Consider the following 15,945-nt stretch of genomic DNA (forward strand, 5'->3'; position numbering starts at 1 on the left):
CCCTCCGACGAGAGGGGGCGTGCTGGCTTAGGCGCTCTCGTAGAGACGGGTCAGCACGAACTCGCGATGGCCCAGGGCTTCGGCCGCGGTATTCCGACCATTGGCGGTGCGCAGCATCATCTCGAGCAGCTGGTCGCCGGCCTCTTCCATGTTGATCTCGCGCTTGAGCAGGTGCGAAACATCGACGTCGACGTGCTCGCCCATGGTCCGCACGGTACGCGGGTTGGCGCAGATCTTGATGACCGGCAGGATGGGGTTGCCGATGACGTTGCCCTGGCCGGTGGGGAAGAAGTGCACCACGTAGCCGGAGGCGGCACACAGTGTCACCATCTCGGCGGCGGCAGACGAGGAATCCATGAACCACAGTCCCGGCTTGTCCGGCGTCTCGGCCTTGTCCAGTACCCCGTCGACCTTGCAGGTCCGCCCGATCTTCTGGATGTTGCCCAGTGCCTTCTCCTCGATAGTGGTAAGGCCACCCTCGATATTGCCCTTGGTCGGCTGTGATTCGGAGAGATCGCTGGTCTTGTGGCGATCGATCATGGCGCTGTAGCGATCGAACATCGCCTGGAACTGCTCGCGCACCTGTGGCGTGGCGCAGCGCTCGGCTACCAGGTGCTCGCCACCGGTAAGTTCGGAGGTCTCACCGAAGACCAGGGTGCAACCCGCCTCGTAGAGTTTGTCAAAGGCGGCGCCTACGGTGGGGTTGGCTCCACAGCCCGAGGTGGTATCGGATTCACCACACTTGGTCGACACCCACAACTCATCGATGTCGCACTCCTCGCGCTGCAGCTCGGTGGCATGTTGCACGAACTCACGCGCCTTTTTCGAAGCGGCGCAAATGGTGTTGTGATCCCCATTCTGCTCGATCCAGAACCCCTCGACCGGCTTGCCGGTAGCCTTGATGCCGTCAACCACTTTCCGGGTCCAGCCCGGCTCGATGCCGATGACCACGACAGCAGCCACGTTGGGATTGCAGCCGGTACCGATCAGGGTACGGAAGTGCAGGTCCAGGTCGGCACCGAACTGCAAGCGGCCGTAGGGATGCGGCAGAGCCAGGGTGCCCTTGATGTTGTTGGCGACGGCCTCGGCGGCAGCGTTGGAGATATCGTCGACCGGCAGCACGATGACGTGGTTGCGCACCCCGACACGGCCGTTCTCACGGCGATAGCCCAGAAACTTGCGACCCTTGATTTCCATCCTTACCACCTCTTGGTTTTGACGTTGTGGACGTGCAGGTGCTCACCCTGCTTGATCGGTTTCACCACCCGACCGATGTCGACGCTGTACTTGATCACGGTATCGCCCTCGGCCAAATCCCGGATCGCCAGCTTGTGGCCGATCGGAATCGGGTCGCTCACCTGGCAGGTGATGGTCTGATCCTCGTGCATGACCCACCCGGTCAGTTCTTGACCGGCCTGAATTCCCTCGACTACCACCACGCCGACACTATCGCCGGCATCATGTACTACGAAGTCGATACTCATGATGTCTCCTCTCCACGTGCGAGGTTTGTTGGGGGTGTCTCACTTCCCCCCTGATGACAAGACCGCGGCGGACTGAATGCTGCGAACCCTCAACTCATGTATATGACATATGACATAGAACAGTCAAGAGTCCTCTAGATGTTTTTGCTATAATCGGGACTAAAGCCATGATGCCCGGTCACCACTAGCGCCTGGCCGGGATTGAACAGACAGGAATCGAGACATGGATCAGCCGCTGACACCCAGTTACCGCCCGCTGTATCAACAGATCAAGGATGTCCTGCTTGAGCGAATCGTTTCGGGGGAGTGGGCTCCCGGCACTTTCATTCCCAGCGAATCCGCCCTGGCGAAGGAGTACGGGGTCAGCGTGGGCACGCTGCGCAAGGCGTTGGATGCCCTTGCCGCCGAGCACGTGGTGCTGCGTCACCAGGGCAAGGGCACGGTAGTCGCTACCCATGACAGTGATCGCTCCCTGTTCCAGTTCTTCCACCTGGTGCGCCTGGACGGCACGCGCACACTACCCATCTCCCGGGTACTGATCCGCGAGCGGCGTGCAGCCACGGCGCAAGAGGCCGAAGCCTTGGGACTGAGGTTGGAAGCAGCAGTGGTGCATATTCGCCGGGTACGGGAGCTGGAGGAGGTGCCGGCGTTGCTGGAGGACCTGGTGGTATCAGCCGATCGCTTCCGGGACCTGGAGCGCGAGCCCCAGACACTCCCCAACACCCTCTACCAACTGTATCAGCAGCGCTTCAACCAGAGCGTCGCCCATGCAGAGGAACGCCTCTTCGCCGTGGCGGCAGGCAAGGAGGAGCACCGGCATCTGGGAATCCCCTCAGGAACACCACTGCTGGAGATTCACCGGATTGCCAAGGATCTCCAAGGCAATCCCCTCGAGTTCCGCGTTTCCCGTTGCGAGACGCAGAACCACTATTACTTGAACGAGCTATAGAAAGGCCCCGCCGTGCGGGGCCTTCTCGAACCTGGCGGGGTGGCGGGCGCCTGCCTACTCGAAACTGAAACGCGGCACCGGCGCCTCGGGCAGCAGCGCCGCACAGGCGCGCGCCTTCTCCAGCAGCGCCTCGTGGGTCGGGGCCAGCAGGTTGACGTGGGCCAGCTTGCGGCCGGGGCGCTCGGCCTTGTCGTAGCGATGCAGGTGCGCGTCCTCGATGGCCAGGATGGCAGCGGGATCGCCCTCGCGGCCGATGACATTGACCATGCAGGTGGGCATCCGCGCCGCGGTATCACCCAGCGGCAGGCCCTGGATGGCGCGCAGGTGGTTCTCGAACTGGCTGGTCACGGCCCCGTCCATGCTCCAGTGGCCGGAGTTGTGCACCCGCGGGGCCATCTCGTTGGCCAGCAGCCCGCCGTCGCGGGTCTGGAACAGCTCCAGGGTCAGCACGCCGACATAGTCGAGCTCGTCGAGCAGCGCGCGGATATAGTCGTCGGCGACCAGCTGCACGCTGTCGTCGAGATCCGGCATCGGCGCCAGGGAGTAGCGCAGGATGCCGTCGACGTGGACGTTCTCGGCCATGGGATAGAAGACCACTTCGCCGTCGCGGCCGCGCACGGCGATGATCGACACCTCGCGCACGAAGTCGACGAAGGCCTCGACGATCAGCCGGGGGTGATTGATTGCGCGCCAGGCCTCGGCGGCCTCGGCCGGGTCGCGGATCACCGCCTGGCCCTTGCCGTCATAGCCCTCGGTCACCGACTTGGCCACCACCGGGCAGCCCAGCTCGCGGGCGGCGGCCTCGAGCTCGTCGGCGTGCTCCACCAGCCGGTAGGCCGGGGTCGGGATGCCCAGGCGGTCGAACAGCGCCTTCTCCTCGGCGCGGTTCTGGCACACGCGGATCGCCTCGCTGGAGGGAAAGACGGGCTTGACCTCCTCGATGGCCCGGACCAGCGCCACCGGCAGGTGCTCGAATTCGTAGGTGACCAGGTCGACCTTGGCCAGGAAGTCGTCGAGATGGTGCTGATCCGTATACACCATGACGTCACCGATGCCCGCGCTGGGGTGACCGGTGGTATCGAGGAAGGTGAAGCGGTTGGCCAGCGGATAGCCCGCCAGGGCCAGCATGCGGCCGAGCTGGCCGGCACCCAGGACTCCGATGTTCATGCCTGTCTCCTCACTCGGCCCGCGGGTCGGGATTGTCGAGCACCGTCTGCGTCTGCTCGGCGCGGAAGGCCTCGACGGCGGCGCGCACGGTGGCGTCCTGCAGGCCGACGATCTGGGCCGCCAGCAGGCCGGCATTGGTGGCCCCGGCCTTGCCGATGGCCAGGGTGCCCACGGCAATGCCGCCGGGCATCTGCACGATGGAGAGCAGAGAATCGAGGCCCTTCAGCGCCTTGGACTCCACCGGCACGCCGAGCACCGGCAGCGGTGTCTGGGCGGCGACCATGCCCGGCAGGTGCGCCGCCCCGCCGGCACCGGCGATGATCACCTGCAGGCCGCGCTCGGCGGCGGACTTGGCGTAGTCGAACAGCAGGTCCGGGGTGCGGTGGGCCGAGACCACGCAGGTCTCGCAGGAGACCCCGAGACGCTCGAGCATCGCCACGGCATGCTCCATGACCGGCCAGTCGGATTTCGATCCCATGATCACGCCAACCCGTGGCGCCTGGTGCGACGACTGCATGGACAACTCCCTCGATGATGATGTCGCGGCCCCCGCGAACACGCAACGACGGCCCGACAACACAAGCGTAGCCGCCCGAAAACCGCGCAGCATACCGTCTCCCGCGGGTCGTGGAAAGCCTCGCCGCCTGCTGCTGTCGTTGACAGGCGACAACGATTGCACCCTTGTTGCGCCTTGTCAGGACGATTAACCATTAGTCTTGGGCAATGAAACACCGCTCGTGAAACCTCACGGGCCTTATCCCGGGAAGGAGACAACACCATGAAGCGTTCCATGATCCTGATCGCCGCACTCGCCGGCACCCTGGCGCTGGCCGGCTGCGACAACGCCGACGAAGAGGCGACGGACACCACCGACCAGAGCACCGAGACCGCGGCCGACGAGCCGGCCACCACGGCCGGCGACGAAGCGGCCGCGAACGAGCCGGACGAGGACCTCCAGGACTCCCAGGAGGCCATGCTGGAGGAAGAGACCGAAGCGGGCACCGAATCCTCCGACACCGCCGTCGAGACCGAGGCCACGGAGACCGACGAGATGCCCGAGGAGGGCGATGCCATGGACGCGGAGGACGAGCCCATGGCAGACGACGCGGAAACCTCCGCAGAGGAGGCGGAAACGACCGAGGACGACGGCTACGACTACCAGTAAGGGCCGCGCCGACCGCAAGGGCCCCGTCCGGGCCGACTCGGACGGGGCCTGGTGAGATGGTCAGCCTGACCGCGAAGCCCAGCAGGCCATGCTTGCTGGGCTTCCTGCTGTTCGGGGACCGCGCTCAGCCGGCGGTCAGCGCCCGGCGACGGCTGGCCAGCCAGTTGCCGCCAAGGGCCAGCGCCATCACCACCACCCCGGCGACCTCCACCAGCAGGTCCGGATAGAAGACGGCGATGATGGCCCCCGAGATGGCGATCCGCGGCAACCAGGACATCCGCATGAAGAGATACCCCTCCAGGGCTGCGGCGAAGGCGCCCAGTGCCAGGAGCGCGATCACCCCGTTCCAGATCACCACCGGCCAGGGGCCGCCCATGATGATCTCGGGGTTGAAGACCATGAACACCGGGATCAGGTAGAGCCCCTTGGCGAATTTCCACGCCTGGAAGCCGGTCTCCATGGGCTTGCTGCCGGCGATGGCCGCCCCGGCGAAGCCCGCCAGGGCGATCGGTGGCGTGACATTGGAGTCCTGGGAGTACCAGAACACCACCAGGTGGGCGATCAGCAGCGGGATGCCGAACTCGGCGGTCAGTGCCGGCCCGACCAGCACGATCAGCACGATGTAGCTGGCGGTGACCGGCAGGCCCATGCCCAGCACCAGGCTGGCCAGCAGGACCATGACCAGCGCCAGGATGATGTTGCCGCCCGAGAAGGCCATCATCATCGCCGAGAACTTCAGGCCCAGGCCGGTCAGGCCCACCACGCCGACGATGATCCCCGCCACGGCACAGGCCATGGAGACCGCCACGGCGTTGCGCGCACCGAGCTCGAGCCCCTCGACCAGCTTGACGATGCCGGCCCGGACCACCCGTCCGATGGCGGCCGGGGTCACCGGCTGGCCCTGGGTGGGGGCGACGAACAGAAACCAGACGGTGTAGCGCAGGACCGCCACGACGACCATGGTGATCACCGCATAGAAGCCCACCCGCATCGGCGACATGTGCATCGCCAGCAGCCAGACCAGCACCCCCAGCGGCAGCAGGAAGTGCCAGCCATCGCGCATTACCTGGCGCATCTGGGGCAGCTCGCTGCGGGCCATGCCCTGCATGCCCTGCTTCAGCGCGATGATGTGCACGAACAGGTAGACGGTGGCGAAGTACATGATCGCGGGCAGGATGCTGACCTTGACCACCTCCAGGTAGGGCACCCCGGTGTACTCGGCGATCAGGAAGGCCCCGGCGCCCATCAGTGGCGGCATGATCTGCCCACCGGTGGAGGCCGCCGCCTCGATGCCGCCGGCCTGGTGGGGCTTGTAGCCCAGGCGCTTCATCAGGGGGATGGTGAAGGCGCCGGTGGTCACCACGTTGGCGATGGCGCTGCCGGAGATGGAGCCCATGCCGGCGGAGGCCAGCACCGCCGCCTTGGCCGGCCCCCCGCGCTGGCGCCCGGTGGCCGCGTAGGCCATGTCGATGAAGAACTTGCCGGCACCGGTGCTCTCGAGGAAGGCGCCGAACAGCACGAAGACGAAGATGAAGGTGGCGGCCACGCCCAGCGGCAGGCCGAAGATGCCCTCCTGCCCCAGGTAGAGCTGGCCGACCACGCGGTCGATATTGTAGCCGCGATGCTCGAGGATGCCGGGAAGGAACTGGCCCAGCCAGGGCAGCTCGCCCCGCGGGCCGGCGAAGGCGTAGAGGATGGCCACGGCGCCGATGAGGGTCATGCCCAGGCCCACCGCCCGGCGGCTGGCTTCCAGCACCGTCACGGTGGCGATGCAGCCGACGACGATGTCGGTCTGGCTCCAGAAGCCGGCCCGGCCGATGATCTCGTCGAGGTAGATCACCAGGTAGCCCCCGGTGATTAGTGCCCCGGCGAAGAAGACCGCATCGATGACCCCGCCCAGCGCGCCACGGGCACGCTTCGTGCCGAACACCGGAAAGATCAGGAAGGCCAGCATCATGATCAGCATCAGGTGGATGCTGCGCTGGTAGAAGAGTCCCAGCGGCTGGATGCCGGCGGCATAGAGCTGGAACAGGGAAAGCCCCACGGCCACCAGGGTGATCAACCAGAGGATCGGCCGGGGCTGGATGGCATTGCCACCGGGCACGGTGACGGGCGGAGTCGGGGAGTCGCTCATGCACGCCTCAAGGGGGAGTGGTTGATGGGGATCGCAGGTGGATCGTCACCCGCTCGCCGGCGGCCCGCTCGCTGATGCTCAGCCGGCGCCCCGCATGCAGCAGTCGGTGATCGACCCCCGGGGAGCCGACCCGGAGGTAGTAGCGGTTGCCGGGGACGGGCTCGTCGATCTCCTCGATCCAGTAGCCGCCCCGGCCATCGGAGACCTGGCGGCCGCGCCCCGGCACATGGCCCAGCCCCGCGGCGAAATCGGGCTGATGGCTGCGCTCGAGCACCATACGCCCCGCGCGGTGGCGGTAACAGTCCTGGACCCGGATACCGGTCACGGAGTGGTTCCACTCCAGGCACCAGCGCTCGCCCTCCGGCATGGGCAGGGCGAGGATCAGGCGGTCGTCGTCACCGCGCACCTCCAGCCGCCCCGCGTCGTCGGCCCCGACCGGGGAGACGGCCAGCATCAATCCCAGGGCCAGCGCACGCCAAGTCGCCGGCGCGAAGGCACGGCGACTCCGGGGGTTCATCGTGGCACCCATCTTCAGTGCCCGAGGGGGTGGATCATTCCGGCCGCTGGTGGTCCGCCACCTCGACGCCCACCTCCTCGTAGTAGCGCAGGGCGCCGGGGTGGAAGGCGATCGGCGTGGAGTCGATGCTGAACTCCACGGTGGTGTCGTTGGCCGCCGGGTGGATGGCGATCAGCTCGTCGGTGTGCTCGAACAGGATCCGGGTGATCTGGTAGGCCAGTTCCTCGTCCATCTCGCTGCTCACCGCCAGCACATTGGGAATGCTGATGGTCTGGACCGGTTCCTCGACACCATCATAGATGCCGGCACGCAGCTCATAGGGCGCGAAGACCGGCTCGTTCTCCCGCGCCTTGGCGACCTCCTCGTCGGAGAAACCGATCAGGCGAATGTCGCGGGTGGTGGCCAGGTTGAGGATCGAGCTGGTGGGGGGCCCCACGCTCCAGAAGCCGGCATCGATGTCGCCGTCGCGGATGGCATCGGCGGTCTCGTTGAAGTTGAGGCGCTGGGGCATGAAGTCATCGTAGCTGATGCCGTTGGCTTCCAGCAGGGCGCGGGCATTGAGCTCGGTGCCACTGCCCGGCGCGCCCACCGAGACGCGCTTGCCCTCCAGGTCGGCGAGCGACTCGATGTCGGAATCCGCCAGGGTGACCAGCTGCACGGCATTGGGATAGATGGAGGCCAGGGCACGGATGTTGTCGAGCTGGCGGCCCTCGAAGTCCCCGGTGCCGGAGTAGGCCTGGTAGACGGTGTCGGCCAGGGCCAGGGCCAGGTCGGAATCGCCGCGCCATACCAGGCCCATGTTCTCGACGGAGGCGCCGGTCACCTCGGCCACCGCGCTGGCGCCCTCGATATGGTTGTTGATCAGTTCCGCCAGACCGCCGCCGTAGGGATAGTAGACACCGCCGGTACCGCCGGTGGCGATGGAGAGCTGCTGGGCCGCGGCCAGCGGGGCCGTGGCGATCAGCGAGGCAGCAACGGCGTACTTGAAGATGTGCATGGAACTCCTCCGGTCCTTGGAACCAGGTTGTGGTGTGATGATCGACGGCGCTCGGGAGGACTGGGCGCCTGTCGGAAAGCTAGCACCCCCCCGCGTGGGAGGCCAATGGCACTATTTCTACGTTTTCAGGGATTTTCGGCAACTCCCCGATGGTCGACCAGCGGCCAGGCACCGCCCTACCCCGCGACCTGCGCCTTCACCCTGGCGACGATATGGGCGCCGATGGGGATCGCCACCATCGTCCGGGGTCAGGCTCGGGCAATACTCGCGCGCGATCGCGATGTCGGAGAACCCTGCTTGTAGGGCGAGCCCAGGAGCGACTCGTCGTCGACGGCGTCGCCGGAGGTTGGGTCATATACTGGGTTCAGCCTGGGCATTTGAAGACATGGTTTGAATTGACGTCCAGCCAATAGCGATCACAGCGATACAAGGTCCATGCCCCACGACACGACACTCATCACAACGGTAGCCGCAGGCTTCGGCCTCGCCCTGGTTCTCGGCATCCTCGCCGAAAAATTGAAGCTTCCCGCTCTCGTGGGTTATCTCTTGGCGGGCATTGCCATCGGGCCGGCCACGCCGGGTTACGTGGCCGACATGGGGGCCGCGACCCAACTGGCCGAGTTGGGGGTCATGCTGCTGATGTTCGGCGTGGGCCTGCGCTTCTCTCTGGATAATCTGCTCTCGGTCAAGCGTGTGGCGCTGCCTGGCGCCATTGCCCAGATGACGGTGGCGACGCTCCTGGGCATGGCCATCGCGGGGACGTGGGGCTGGAGTCTCGGCAGCAGCCTGGTGTTCGGCCTGTCGCTGTCGGTAGCCAGTACGGTGGTGCTGCTCAAGGCGCTGGAAGCCCGAGGGATCCTCGAGTCGATGAATGGATACATCGCGGTCGGCTGGTTGGTCGTGGAAGACCTGGCCATGGTGGTGGTGCTGGTGCTGCTGCCTCCCCTGGCCGGGATACTCGGCGGGGCCGAGACAGACGGCACCTTCCAGCCTCCCCTCTGGCGGACACTGGGCCTGACGCTCCTGCAGGTCGGCGCCTTCGTGGCATTGATGTTGATCGTGGGGCGCCGCGTCATGCCCTGGATGCTGTGGCAGGTGGCCCGGACAGGATCACGGGAGCTGTTTACGCTTGCGGTCATTGCGGCGGCGATCACCATCGCGTTCGGTGCCGCCGAACTGTTCGGTGTTTCCTTTGCGCTCGGCGCCTTCTTCGCCGGCATGGTCATGCGAGAGTCGACGTTCAGCCACCGGGCGGCTGAAGAATCCTTGCCTCTGCGGGACGCTTTCGCGGTGCTGTTCTTCGTCTCCGTGGGCATGCTGTTCGAACCTGGCGTGCTCATCGAGCACCCACTCAGACTGATCGCTGTAGTGGCCATCATCATCATCGGCAAGTCCGTCGCTGCTGCCGTACTCGTCACCGCCTTTCACTATCCGCTGAGCACGGCCTTAACGGTGGCGGCGAGCCTCGCCCAGATCGGGGAGTTTTCCTTCATCCTGGCCGGTCTCGGCATGTCACTGGGTCTGCTCTCGGCGGAAGGGCAGAGCCTGATCCTGGCCGGAGCCCTGATTTCGATCGCACTCAACCCCATGATTTTCGGCCTGATCGAGCCGTTGCGTAGCAAGGTGCTGGAGAACTCCAGCCTTGCCCGCCAACTGGATCGACGCCGGGATCCCTTCGCCGAGCTCCCCGCCTCGACCGAAGAGCGCTACCTCGAGGGGCAAGTGGTCCTGGTCGGTTATGGCCGCGTCGGACAGCAGATCGGTGAAGCGCTGCGCGGACACGCTATCCCCTTCGTCGTGGTCGAACACAACCGGGAGTTGGTGGAATCGCTGCGCAAGCAGGATATCGCGGCCGTCTCGGGAGACGCCGCCGAGCCATCCGTGCTGATACAGGCACACATCGCCCGTGCGGCCATGCTGGTCGTCGCCATCCCCGATACCCTCGACGTGCACAAGATGACCGAGACGGCGAGAACGCTGAACCCCGACATCGAAGTGGCGGTGCGTGCCCAGAGTGAAGACGACGCCAGGCTGCTGGCCAGGGAAGCGGTCGATCGCGTCTTCTTCGGTGATGATGAGCTGGCGAAGGGGATGGCCAACCATATCCTGAAGCGCTTTGCTCCCCCGCCAGACCAGGGAGCGAACGCCTTGGCTCGGCGGTAGGTGATATTGGGCTCCCGCGCCAGGCCCAGCAGCATCCAGCCGGCGAACATCGCCCACTCCACCGGCGCCAGCGCCGAGGGGCTGCCCGGCAGGTACATGGCGGTCAGCCCCAGCAAGATATCTTTGTAAAATATCGCCAAGCTTTCGTCGCAACCGCATCCGGCTCCGGGCCTCGCGCGGCCCCTCCGGCTCGGTCAATAAATCAAGAAAACAATCTTTACGTCAAATAGTTACCAACGAACACCCGACAACAGGGGGCATCGAGTCGGCGCATCGGCCGACCGGGCGAAGCGTTCGTTATCTTGCACGACCGAACCGCCCCTGCGTCCCCGAGGCCCCCGTTTCCCATGCCACCAGAACATCAACGAATCGACACTGGCAAAAAGCGCGCAAAGCCCCCATGATGTACTCGTCGCCATCGTTACCTGGAGCATCATGAGCACGGCACGTCATACCGCCCACGCGGAACTGATCGACCCTCCGCGAAGCAGCCCTGACCTTGACGTCAGGGACCTGGAACACCGTACACGCCTCATGCGCATCATCACCCGGCTGATCGCCGTGTCCGATCTCGGTAGCCGCGAGATCGCCCGCCGCGCCGGTTTGCCGATGCAGAAGATCAGCGACCTGCTGGCCGGCCGCCTCGAGCACCTCTCGATCGACGAGTTGCGCCAGCTCTATCGCACCATCGATTCCCAGACCTCGCCACACTAGTCGCCGCGCTTCTTCCCGAACGCCGAACGTCCCGCCATCCGGCGGGACGTTTCCGTCAGGGCGCCTCTTCCGCCCAACCGGCAAGGGCGCCCCCCTCGTGCTCGCGCAGAGGGCCCCACCCTCGCTCAGCGTCTCTGCCGAGCCATTGGCCGGTCACCCGAACGGATCTTCCAGCCGCGCCGCAGCGGCCACTCGAGTGTCAGTCACTCGAGAATCAGTCACTCGAGAATCAGTCACTCGAGAGATAGTGCACGCTGAACAGCCCCTCGGCGTCACTCCAGACCGCGCTCGACCGATACCCGGCTCGCCTGGCCAACGCCTGGAACCCCTCGCGACTGTACTTGCAGGAGTTTTCGGTATGCAGCGTCTCGCCCCGGGCGAACTCGAAGCGGTGCTCATCGAGGATAATGGTCTGCGGGCACTGACTGACCAGGTGCATCTCGATGCGCGATGCCGCTGCATCGAAGAACGCCCGATGCCGGAAGTTGGCGGGCTCCACCGAGGCACCCAGTTGCCGGCGCATGCGCTCCAGCAGGTTGAGATTGAACGCCGCCGTGACCCCGGCGGCATCGTTGTAGGCCGCCTCGAGAAGGCGCCGGTCCTTGACCAGGTCGACGCCGATCAGCACCCCACTGCCCGGGGGCAGGGCCTGGCGCAGCCGGCCGAGAAAGGCCTCGGCCTCGGCCGGCGCGAAGTTGCCGATGCTCGAGCCGGGAAAGAAGGCCACCACCCGCCGCCCCTCGATACCCGCCGGCAAGTGCAGTCGCTCCGAGAAATCCGCCCAGGCCGCGTGCACCTCGAGCCAGGGGTAGTCGGCCGCCAGGCGACGGGTGCTCTGCAGCAGGAAGTCGCGGGAGATATCCACCCCCAGGTAACGACTCGGGCGCATCGCCTCCAGCAGCAGTCGCACCTTGCGACTGGCCCCGCTGCCCAGCTCGACCAGCAGCGACTCCGGCCCGACGAGCGCCGCGATCTCCTCGGCGGCCTCGGCCAGGATGCCCTCCTCGGTCCGGGTCAGGTAGTACTCGGGCTGGCGGCAGATGGCCTCGAAGAGCAGGGAGCCCCGTTCATCATAGAAGTACTTGGGCGACAAGGCCTTGGGAGAGTCGCCAAGCCCGGCGATCACCTCATCGCGAAACGACAGTCCTGCTTCGTCGAGGTGCTGGTCATGGAAATGCACGGCAGTGGACATCAAGGACCCTCGCTGGCGAAAGGTTCTGGGGCAGGATTCGACACTACGCCGACGCCGGGATGGCGTCGCGTTATCGGTTTACCTTTAGACTGTGGCGGCAACGCCAACGTCTCATCAATCTAGAGCGAGCCTGACCATGCAGCAACCGCAGCAACCGGTGTTACGGGATATCGTGCTGGTCGGCGGCGGCCACACTCACGTCGGCGTCCTCAAGCGTTTCGCCATGCGCCCGGAACCCGGCGTCAGGCTCACCCTGATCTGCCGCGATACGCACACCCCCTACTCGGGCATGCTGCCGGGGTATGTCGCCGGGCATTACCGCTACGACGAGGTGCATATCGACCTGCGCCGACTGGCGGAGTACGCCGGGGCGCGCTTCTTCGGCGACGAGGTCGTCGGCATCGACCACGACGCCCGGCAGGTGCTCTGCCGCACGCGGCCGCCGGTGCCCTATGACCAGATGTCGATCAATATCGGCTCGACGCCCCGCGTGGACTCGGTCAACGGCGCCGGCGATCACGCCGTGCCGGTCAAGCCCATCCATCGCTTCAACGACCGTTGGCAGACGCTGCTGGAGCGCGTCAAGCACCATGCGGGCCGCACCCGGGTGGCGGTGGTCGGCGGCGGCGCCGGCGGGGTCGAACTGCTGCTCGCCATGCAGTACCGGCTGCGCAGGGAGCTGGTGGCCCTGGAGCGCGACCCCGGCGAGCTGACCTTTGCCCTGTTCACCCGCGGCGAGCGGATCCTGCCCACCCACAATGCCCGCGTGCGCGCGCACTTCCTTTCCACGCTGGCCAGGCGCCGTGTCGAGGTCCATACCGCCACCGACATCGTCGACGTCGCGGGGGGGCGACTGCAGGGTGCCGACGGCACCTGGTACGCCGCCGACGAGATCGTCTGGGTCACCGACGCCGGCGGCGCCGCCTGGCTGCGCGATACCCGCCTGGCGCTCGACGACGACGGCTTCATCAGGGTCGACGACACCCTGCAGTCGCTGTCGGATCCGCGGGTCTTCGCCGCCGGCGATATCGCCAGCCAGGTCAATCACCCCCGCGAGAAGGCCGGGGTCTTCGCCGTGCGCCAGGGACGTCCGCTGGCCGACAACCTGCGCGCCGCCGTGACCGGCCGCCCCCTGAAGCCCTACCGCCCCCAGGCGAAGTGGCTGGCCCTGATCAGCACCGGCGACCGTCACGCCGTGGCATCACGCGGCGGGCTCTGCCTGGCCGGCGACTGGGTGTGGCGCTGGAAAGACTGGATCGATCAGCGCTTCATGGCCAAATTCAACGACCTGCCGCCGATGGAAGGCGACGCGTTGAAGGCGCCCCGGACAAGCCGGGTGGCCCTCGACGAGGAGGAAAACGCCCAGGCGATCTCGGCCATCGCCATGCGCTGCGGCGGTTGCGGGGCCAAGGTCGGCGCCTCGGTGCTGTCCCGGGCCCTCGCGACCCTTCGGCCGGTGGACCGGGACGAAGTGCTGGTGGGCCTTCACGCCCCGGATGATGCCGCCGTGGTGCGGGTGCCGCCGGGCAAGGCCATGGTGCATACCGTGGACTTCTTCCGCGCCTTCATCGACGACCCCTATGTGTTCGGCAAGGTCGCCGCCAACCACGCCCTGGGCGACATCTTCGCCATGGGCGCCGAGGCGCAGACCGCCACCGCCGTGGCCACGGTCCCCCAGGGGCTCGAGGCCAAGGTCGAGGACACCGTCTTCCAGATGATGAGCGGTGCACTCGAGGTGCTCAACGCCGCCGACTGCGCCCTGGTCGGCGGACACACCGGCGAGGGCATGGAACTGGCCCTGGGCTTCGCCGTCAACGGCCTGATCGACGCCGACGGCGACGGTGCCCTGAGCGACAGCGTCCTGACGAAAGGCGGCCTGCGCCCGGGCCAGGTGCTGATCCTGACCAAGCCCATCGGCACCGGCACGCTGTTCGCCGCCCACGCCCGGCTGGGCGCCCGGGGCCGCTGGATCGACGCCGCCCTCGAGAGCATGTGCCAGTCCAGCCGCCGGGCCGCGGCCTGCCTGCGCGAGCACGGCGCCACCGCCTGCACCGATCTCACCGGCTTCGGCCTGCTGGGCCACCTGGTCGAGATGACGCGTCCCTCGGAGGTGGATGCCGAGCTCGACCTGGCAGCACTGCCGCTGCTCGAGGGCGCCGAGGAGACCGTCGCCGCCGGGATCCTGAGTTCGCTGCAGCCCGCCAACGTGCGCCTGCGCCGAGCCATCCGCGACCAGGCGGCCTGGATCGAGCACCCCCGCTACCCGCTGCTGTTCGATCCCCAGACCGCCGGCGGCCTGCTGGCCAGCGTGCCCGCCGAGCACGCGGCGGCCTGCCTGGAGGCCCTGCATGCGCTGGGCTACGCCCGGGCCGCCGTTATCGGCCGCGTCCTCGAACCCGGCGAAGCGCTGGAGCCCATCCACCTAAAGGGCTGAGGCGGTGTCAGGGTGTCAGTCCGCAGGCGTCGATCACCCGTGCCAGCCCCTCCCGTTCGGCCTCGGGGCGAAACAGCGGCGCGCGCGCCAGCACCTGCCGGCGGAGCCGGTCGACGAAGGCCGGCTCCGCCTCGACACGGCGCAGCAGGTCCCTCAGGGCCGCGGTGTCGGCCACCGGGAAATAGCCAGCGTAGTCATCGCCCAGCAGGCCGCGATTGCCGGGTATCGCCGAGGCCAGTACCGGCAGCCCGGCCACGCAGGCCTCGCTGACCACATTGGCGCCCCCTTCCATGCGCGAGCTGATCACCATCAGCCGTGCCCGGGCCATCCACTGGCGCACCCGCCAGCGGGGCAGGTCGCCGAGCCAGCGGTAACGCCCGTTGCGTGCCATCTCGTCGCGGGCGGCGTCGGCCCACTCCGGGCTGTGGGCGCCGCCGAGCTGTACCACGCGCAACCGCGACGTCGACGGCAGCTCGCGCATCGCCAGGGCCGCGCGCAACGAGTCCTTCTCCTCGCGCAGATGGCCGGCGACCAGCACCTCGAACCAGCGTCGGACAGGTCGAGGCGCCTGGGGCGGCAGGGGCCGCGCCGACTGGTGGACGACATGCAGACGCGACAGGAAGCGCGGCGGGAGATCCTCGGCCAGGCAATCATGCAGGCCGATCAGGGCATCGCTGGCGGCGAGGCTGTCGAGAAACGCCTCGGGGTGGCTGTGCTGGAAGCGGTAGACGTCGGTCCCCGTCAGCACCACCACCATCGGACACCCCGGAAAGGCGGCGCGACAGGCGCGAATGGCGGCGTGGCTTCGCGTGGCATGCAGCGCCAGCACCAGCTCCGGTGGCTGGCCGGCCAGGCGGCAGCCCTCAGCACCCTCTTCGGATCCCGCGATGCGCACCCGGCAGCCCAGTTCGTGCAGCAGCCCCGCCCAGCGGGTCGCCGTGGCCCGGTTGCCGGCGCGAGACCCTCGACGCGCCGGTGTGATCAGGGCTACCTTCAACACTATTCACACTCCCTCACCGCCCCACCCCT

14 protein-coding genes are annotated in these 15,945 nt (G+C 67.1%); 5 read left to right on the top strand and 9 right to left on the bottom strand.

Annotated elements, in window-relative coordinates:
- Positions 1–27: 27 nt before the first annotated feature.
- A complete protein-coding gene (locus CR157_RS05340) occupies positions 28–1,197 on the bottom strand; it encodes a UxaA family hydrolase (RefSeq protein ID WP_110282458.1) in 1,170 nt (389 codons plus the stop codon).
- A 2-nt stretch (positions 1,198–1,199) separates the two neighbouring features.
- Entirely contained in the window at positions 1,200–1,484 is a 285-nt protein-coding gene (locus CR157_RS05345) for a UxaA family hydrolase (protein WP_110282459.1), read from the bottom strand.
- Positions 1,485–1,707: 223 nt separating this feature from the next.
- On the opposite strand from CR157_RS05345, the gene CR157_RS05350 reads away from it, so the two are divergent.
- Entirely contained in the window at positions 1,708–2,433 is a 726-nt protein-coding gene (locus CR157_RS05350) for a GntR family transcriptional regulator (protein ID WP_110282460.1), read from the top strand.
- 54 nt (positions 2,434–2,487) lie between these two features.
- Here CR157_RS05350 and CR157_RS05355 read toward each other — a convergent pair whose 3' ends face one another.
- A complete protein-coding gene (locus CR157_RS05355) occupies positions 2,488–3,600 on the bottom strand; it encodes a 5-(carboxyamino)imidazole ribonucleotide synthase (protein ID WP_110282461.1) in 1,113 nt (370 codons plus the stop codon).
- Positions 3,601–3,610: 10 nt separating this feature from the next.
- Positions 3,611–4,117: a 5-(carboxyamino)imidazole ribonucleotide mutase gene (gene purE / locus CR157_RS05360; RefSeq protein ID WP_110282462.1), complete on the bottom strand. Its 507-nt coding sequence runs from the start codon at positions 4,115–4,117 to the stop codon at positions 3,611–3,613.
- A gap of 261 nt (positions 4,118–4,378) precedes the next feature.
- Here purE and CR157_RS05365 point away from each other — a divergent pair, with 261 nt between their 5' ends.
- Positions 4,379–4,765 carry a hypothetical protein gene (locus CR157_RS05365; protein ID WP_110282463.1) on the top strand — a complete coding sequence of 129 codons (387 nt, stop codon included), beginning with the start codon at positions 4,379–4,381 and terminating at the stop codon, positions 4,763–4,765.
- A gap of 124 nt (positions 4,766–4,889) precedes the next feature.
- On the opposite strand, the gene CR157_RS05370 is transcribed toward CR157_RS05365, so the two are convergent.
- The 3 genes from CR157_RS05370 to CR157_RS05380 are packed head-to-tail and all read right to left on the bottom strand — an operon-like array spanning position 4,890 to position 8,413.
- The gene (locus tag CR157_RS05370) at positions 4,890–6,899 is read right to left on the bottom strand and encodes a TRAP transporter permease (RefSeq protein WP_110282464.1); all 2,010 of its coding nucleotides are present in this window, start codon (positions 6,897–6,899) and stop codon (positions 4,890–4,892) included.
- A gap of 7 nt (positions 6,900–6,906) precedes the next feature.
- Positions 6,907–7,416, bottom strand: coding sequence for a DUF1850 domain-containing protein (locus CR157_RS05375; RefSeq protein WP_258364068.1), 510 nt, complete (start codon positions 7,414–7,416; stop codon positions 6,907–6,909).
- A 34-nt stretch (positions 7,417–7,450) separates the two neighbouring features.
- Positions 7,451–8,413, bottom strand: a complete 963-nt coding sequence (locus tag CR157_RS05380) for a TAXI family TRAP transporter solute-binding subunit (protein WP_110282465.1) — start codon at positions 8,411–8,413, stop codon at positions 7,451–7,453.
- Positions 8,414–8,848: 435 nt separating this feature from the next.
- On the opposite strand from CR157_RS05380, the gene ybaL reads away from it, so the two are divergent.
- Together ybaL and CR157_RS05390 are read left to right on the top strand one after the other, a co-directional pair.
- Entirely contained in the window at positions 8,849–10,576 is a 1,728-nt protein-coding gene (gene ybaL, locus CR157_RS05385) for a YbaL family putative K(+) efflux transporter (protein WP_110282466.1), read from the top strand.
- A gap of 435 nt (positions 10,577–11,011) precedes the next feature.
- Positions 11,012–11,290 (top strand): XRE family transcriptional regulator, encoded by a 279-nt coding sequence (locus tag CR157_RS05390; protein ID WP_110282467.1) that lies wholly within the window; start codon positions 11,012–11,014, stop codon positions 11,288–11,290.
- A gap of 229 nt (positions 11,291–11,519) precedes the next feature.
- Here the strand turns inward: CR157_RS05390 and egtD are convergent, their stop codons facing one another.
- Entirely contained in the window at positions 11,520–12,482 is a 963-nt protein-coding gene (gene egtD, locus CR157_RS05395; protein ID WP_110282468.1) for an L-histidine N(alpha)-methyltransferase, read from the bottom strand.
- 136 nt (positions 12,483–12,618) lie between these two features.
- On the opposite strand from egtD, the gene selD reads away from it, so the two are divergent.
- Complete coding sequence (gene selD / locus CR157_RS05400; protein WP_110282469.1) at positions 12,619–14,916, top strand: selenide, water dikinase SelD; 2,298 nt, start codon at positions 12,619–12,621, stop codon at positions 14,914–14,916.
- 7 nt (positions 14,917–14,923) lie between these two features.
- Here the strand turns inward: selD and senB are convergent, their stop codons facing one another.
- A complete protein-coding gene (senB, locus tag CR157_RS05405) occupies positions 14,924–15,916 on the bottom strand; it encodes a selenoneine biosynthesis selenosugar synthase SenB (RefSeq protein ID WP_219999879.1) in 993 nt (330 codons plus the stop codon).
- Positions 15,917–15,945: the final 29 nt, after the last annotated feature.

Source organism: Halomonas sp. LBP4, from assembly GCF_003202205.1.
GTDB lineage: Bacteria > Pseudomonadota > Gammaproteobacteria > Pseudomonadales > Halomonadaceae > Halomonas > Halomonas flagellata.

Coding starts and splice junctions, on each gene's coding strand:
- CR157_RS05340 (WP_110282458.1), bottom strand. CDS start 1,197: ATGGAAATCAAGGGTCGCAAGTTTCTGGGCTATCGCCGTGAGAACGGC.
- CR157_RS05345 (WP_110282459.1), bottom strand. CDS start 1,484: ATGAGTATCGACTTCGTAGTACATGATGCCGGCGATAGTGTCGGCGTG.
- CR157_RS05350 (WP_110282460.1), top strand. CDS start 1,708: ATGGATCAGCCGCTGACACCCAGTTACCGCCCGCTGTATCAACAGATC.
- CR157_RS05355 (WP_110282461.1), bottom strand. CDS start 3,600: ATGAACATCGGAGTCCTGGGTGCCGGCCAGCTCGGCCGCATGCTGGCC.
- purE (WP_110282462.1), bottom strand. CDS start 4,117: ATGCAGTCGTCGCACCAGGCGCCACGGGTTGGCGTGATCATGGGATCG.
- CR157_RS05365 (WP_110282463.1), top strand. CDS start 4,379: ATGAAGCGTTCCATGATCCTGATCGCCGCACTCGCCGGCACCCTGGCG.
- CR157_RS05370 (WP_110282464.1), bottom strand. CDS start 6,899: ATGAGCGACTCCCCGACTCCGCCCGTCACCGTGCCCGGTGGCAATGCC.
- CR157_RS05375 (WP_258364068.1), bottom strand. CDS start 7,416: ATGAACCCCCGGAGTCGCCGTGCCTTCGCGCCGGCGACTTGGCGTGCG.
- CR157_RS05380 (WP_110282465.1), bottom strand. CDS start 8,413: ATGCACATCTTCAAGTACGCCGTTGCTGCCTCGCTGATCGCCACGGCC.
- ybaL (WP_110282466.1), top strand. CDS start 8,849: ATGCCCCACGACACGACACTCATCACAACGGTAGCCGCAGGCTTCGGC.
- CR157_RS05390 (WP_110282467.1), top strand. CDS start 11,012: ATGAGCACGGCACGTCATACCGCCCACGCGGAACTGATCGACCCTCCG.
- egtD (WP_110282468.1), bottom strand. CDS start 12,482: ATGTCCACTGCCGTGCATTTCCATGACCAGCACCTCGACGAAGCAGGA.
- selD (WP_110282469.1), top strand. CDS start 12,619: ATGCAGCAACCGCAGCAACCGGTGTTACGGGATATCGTGCTGGTCGGC.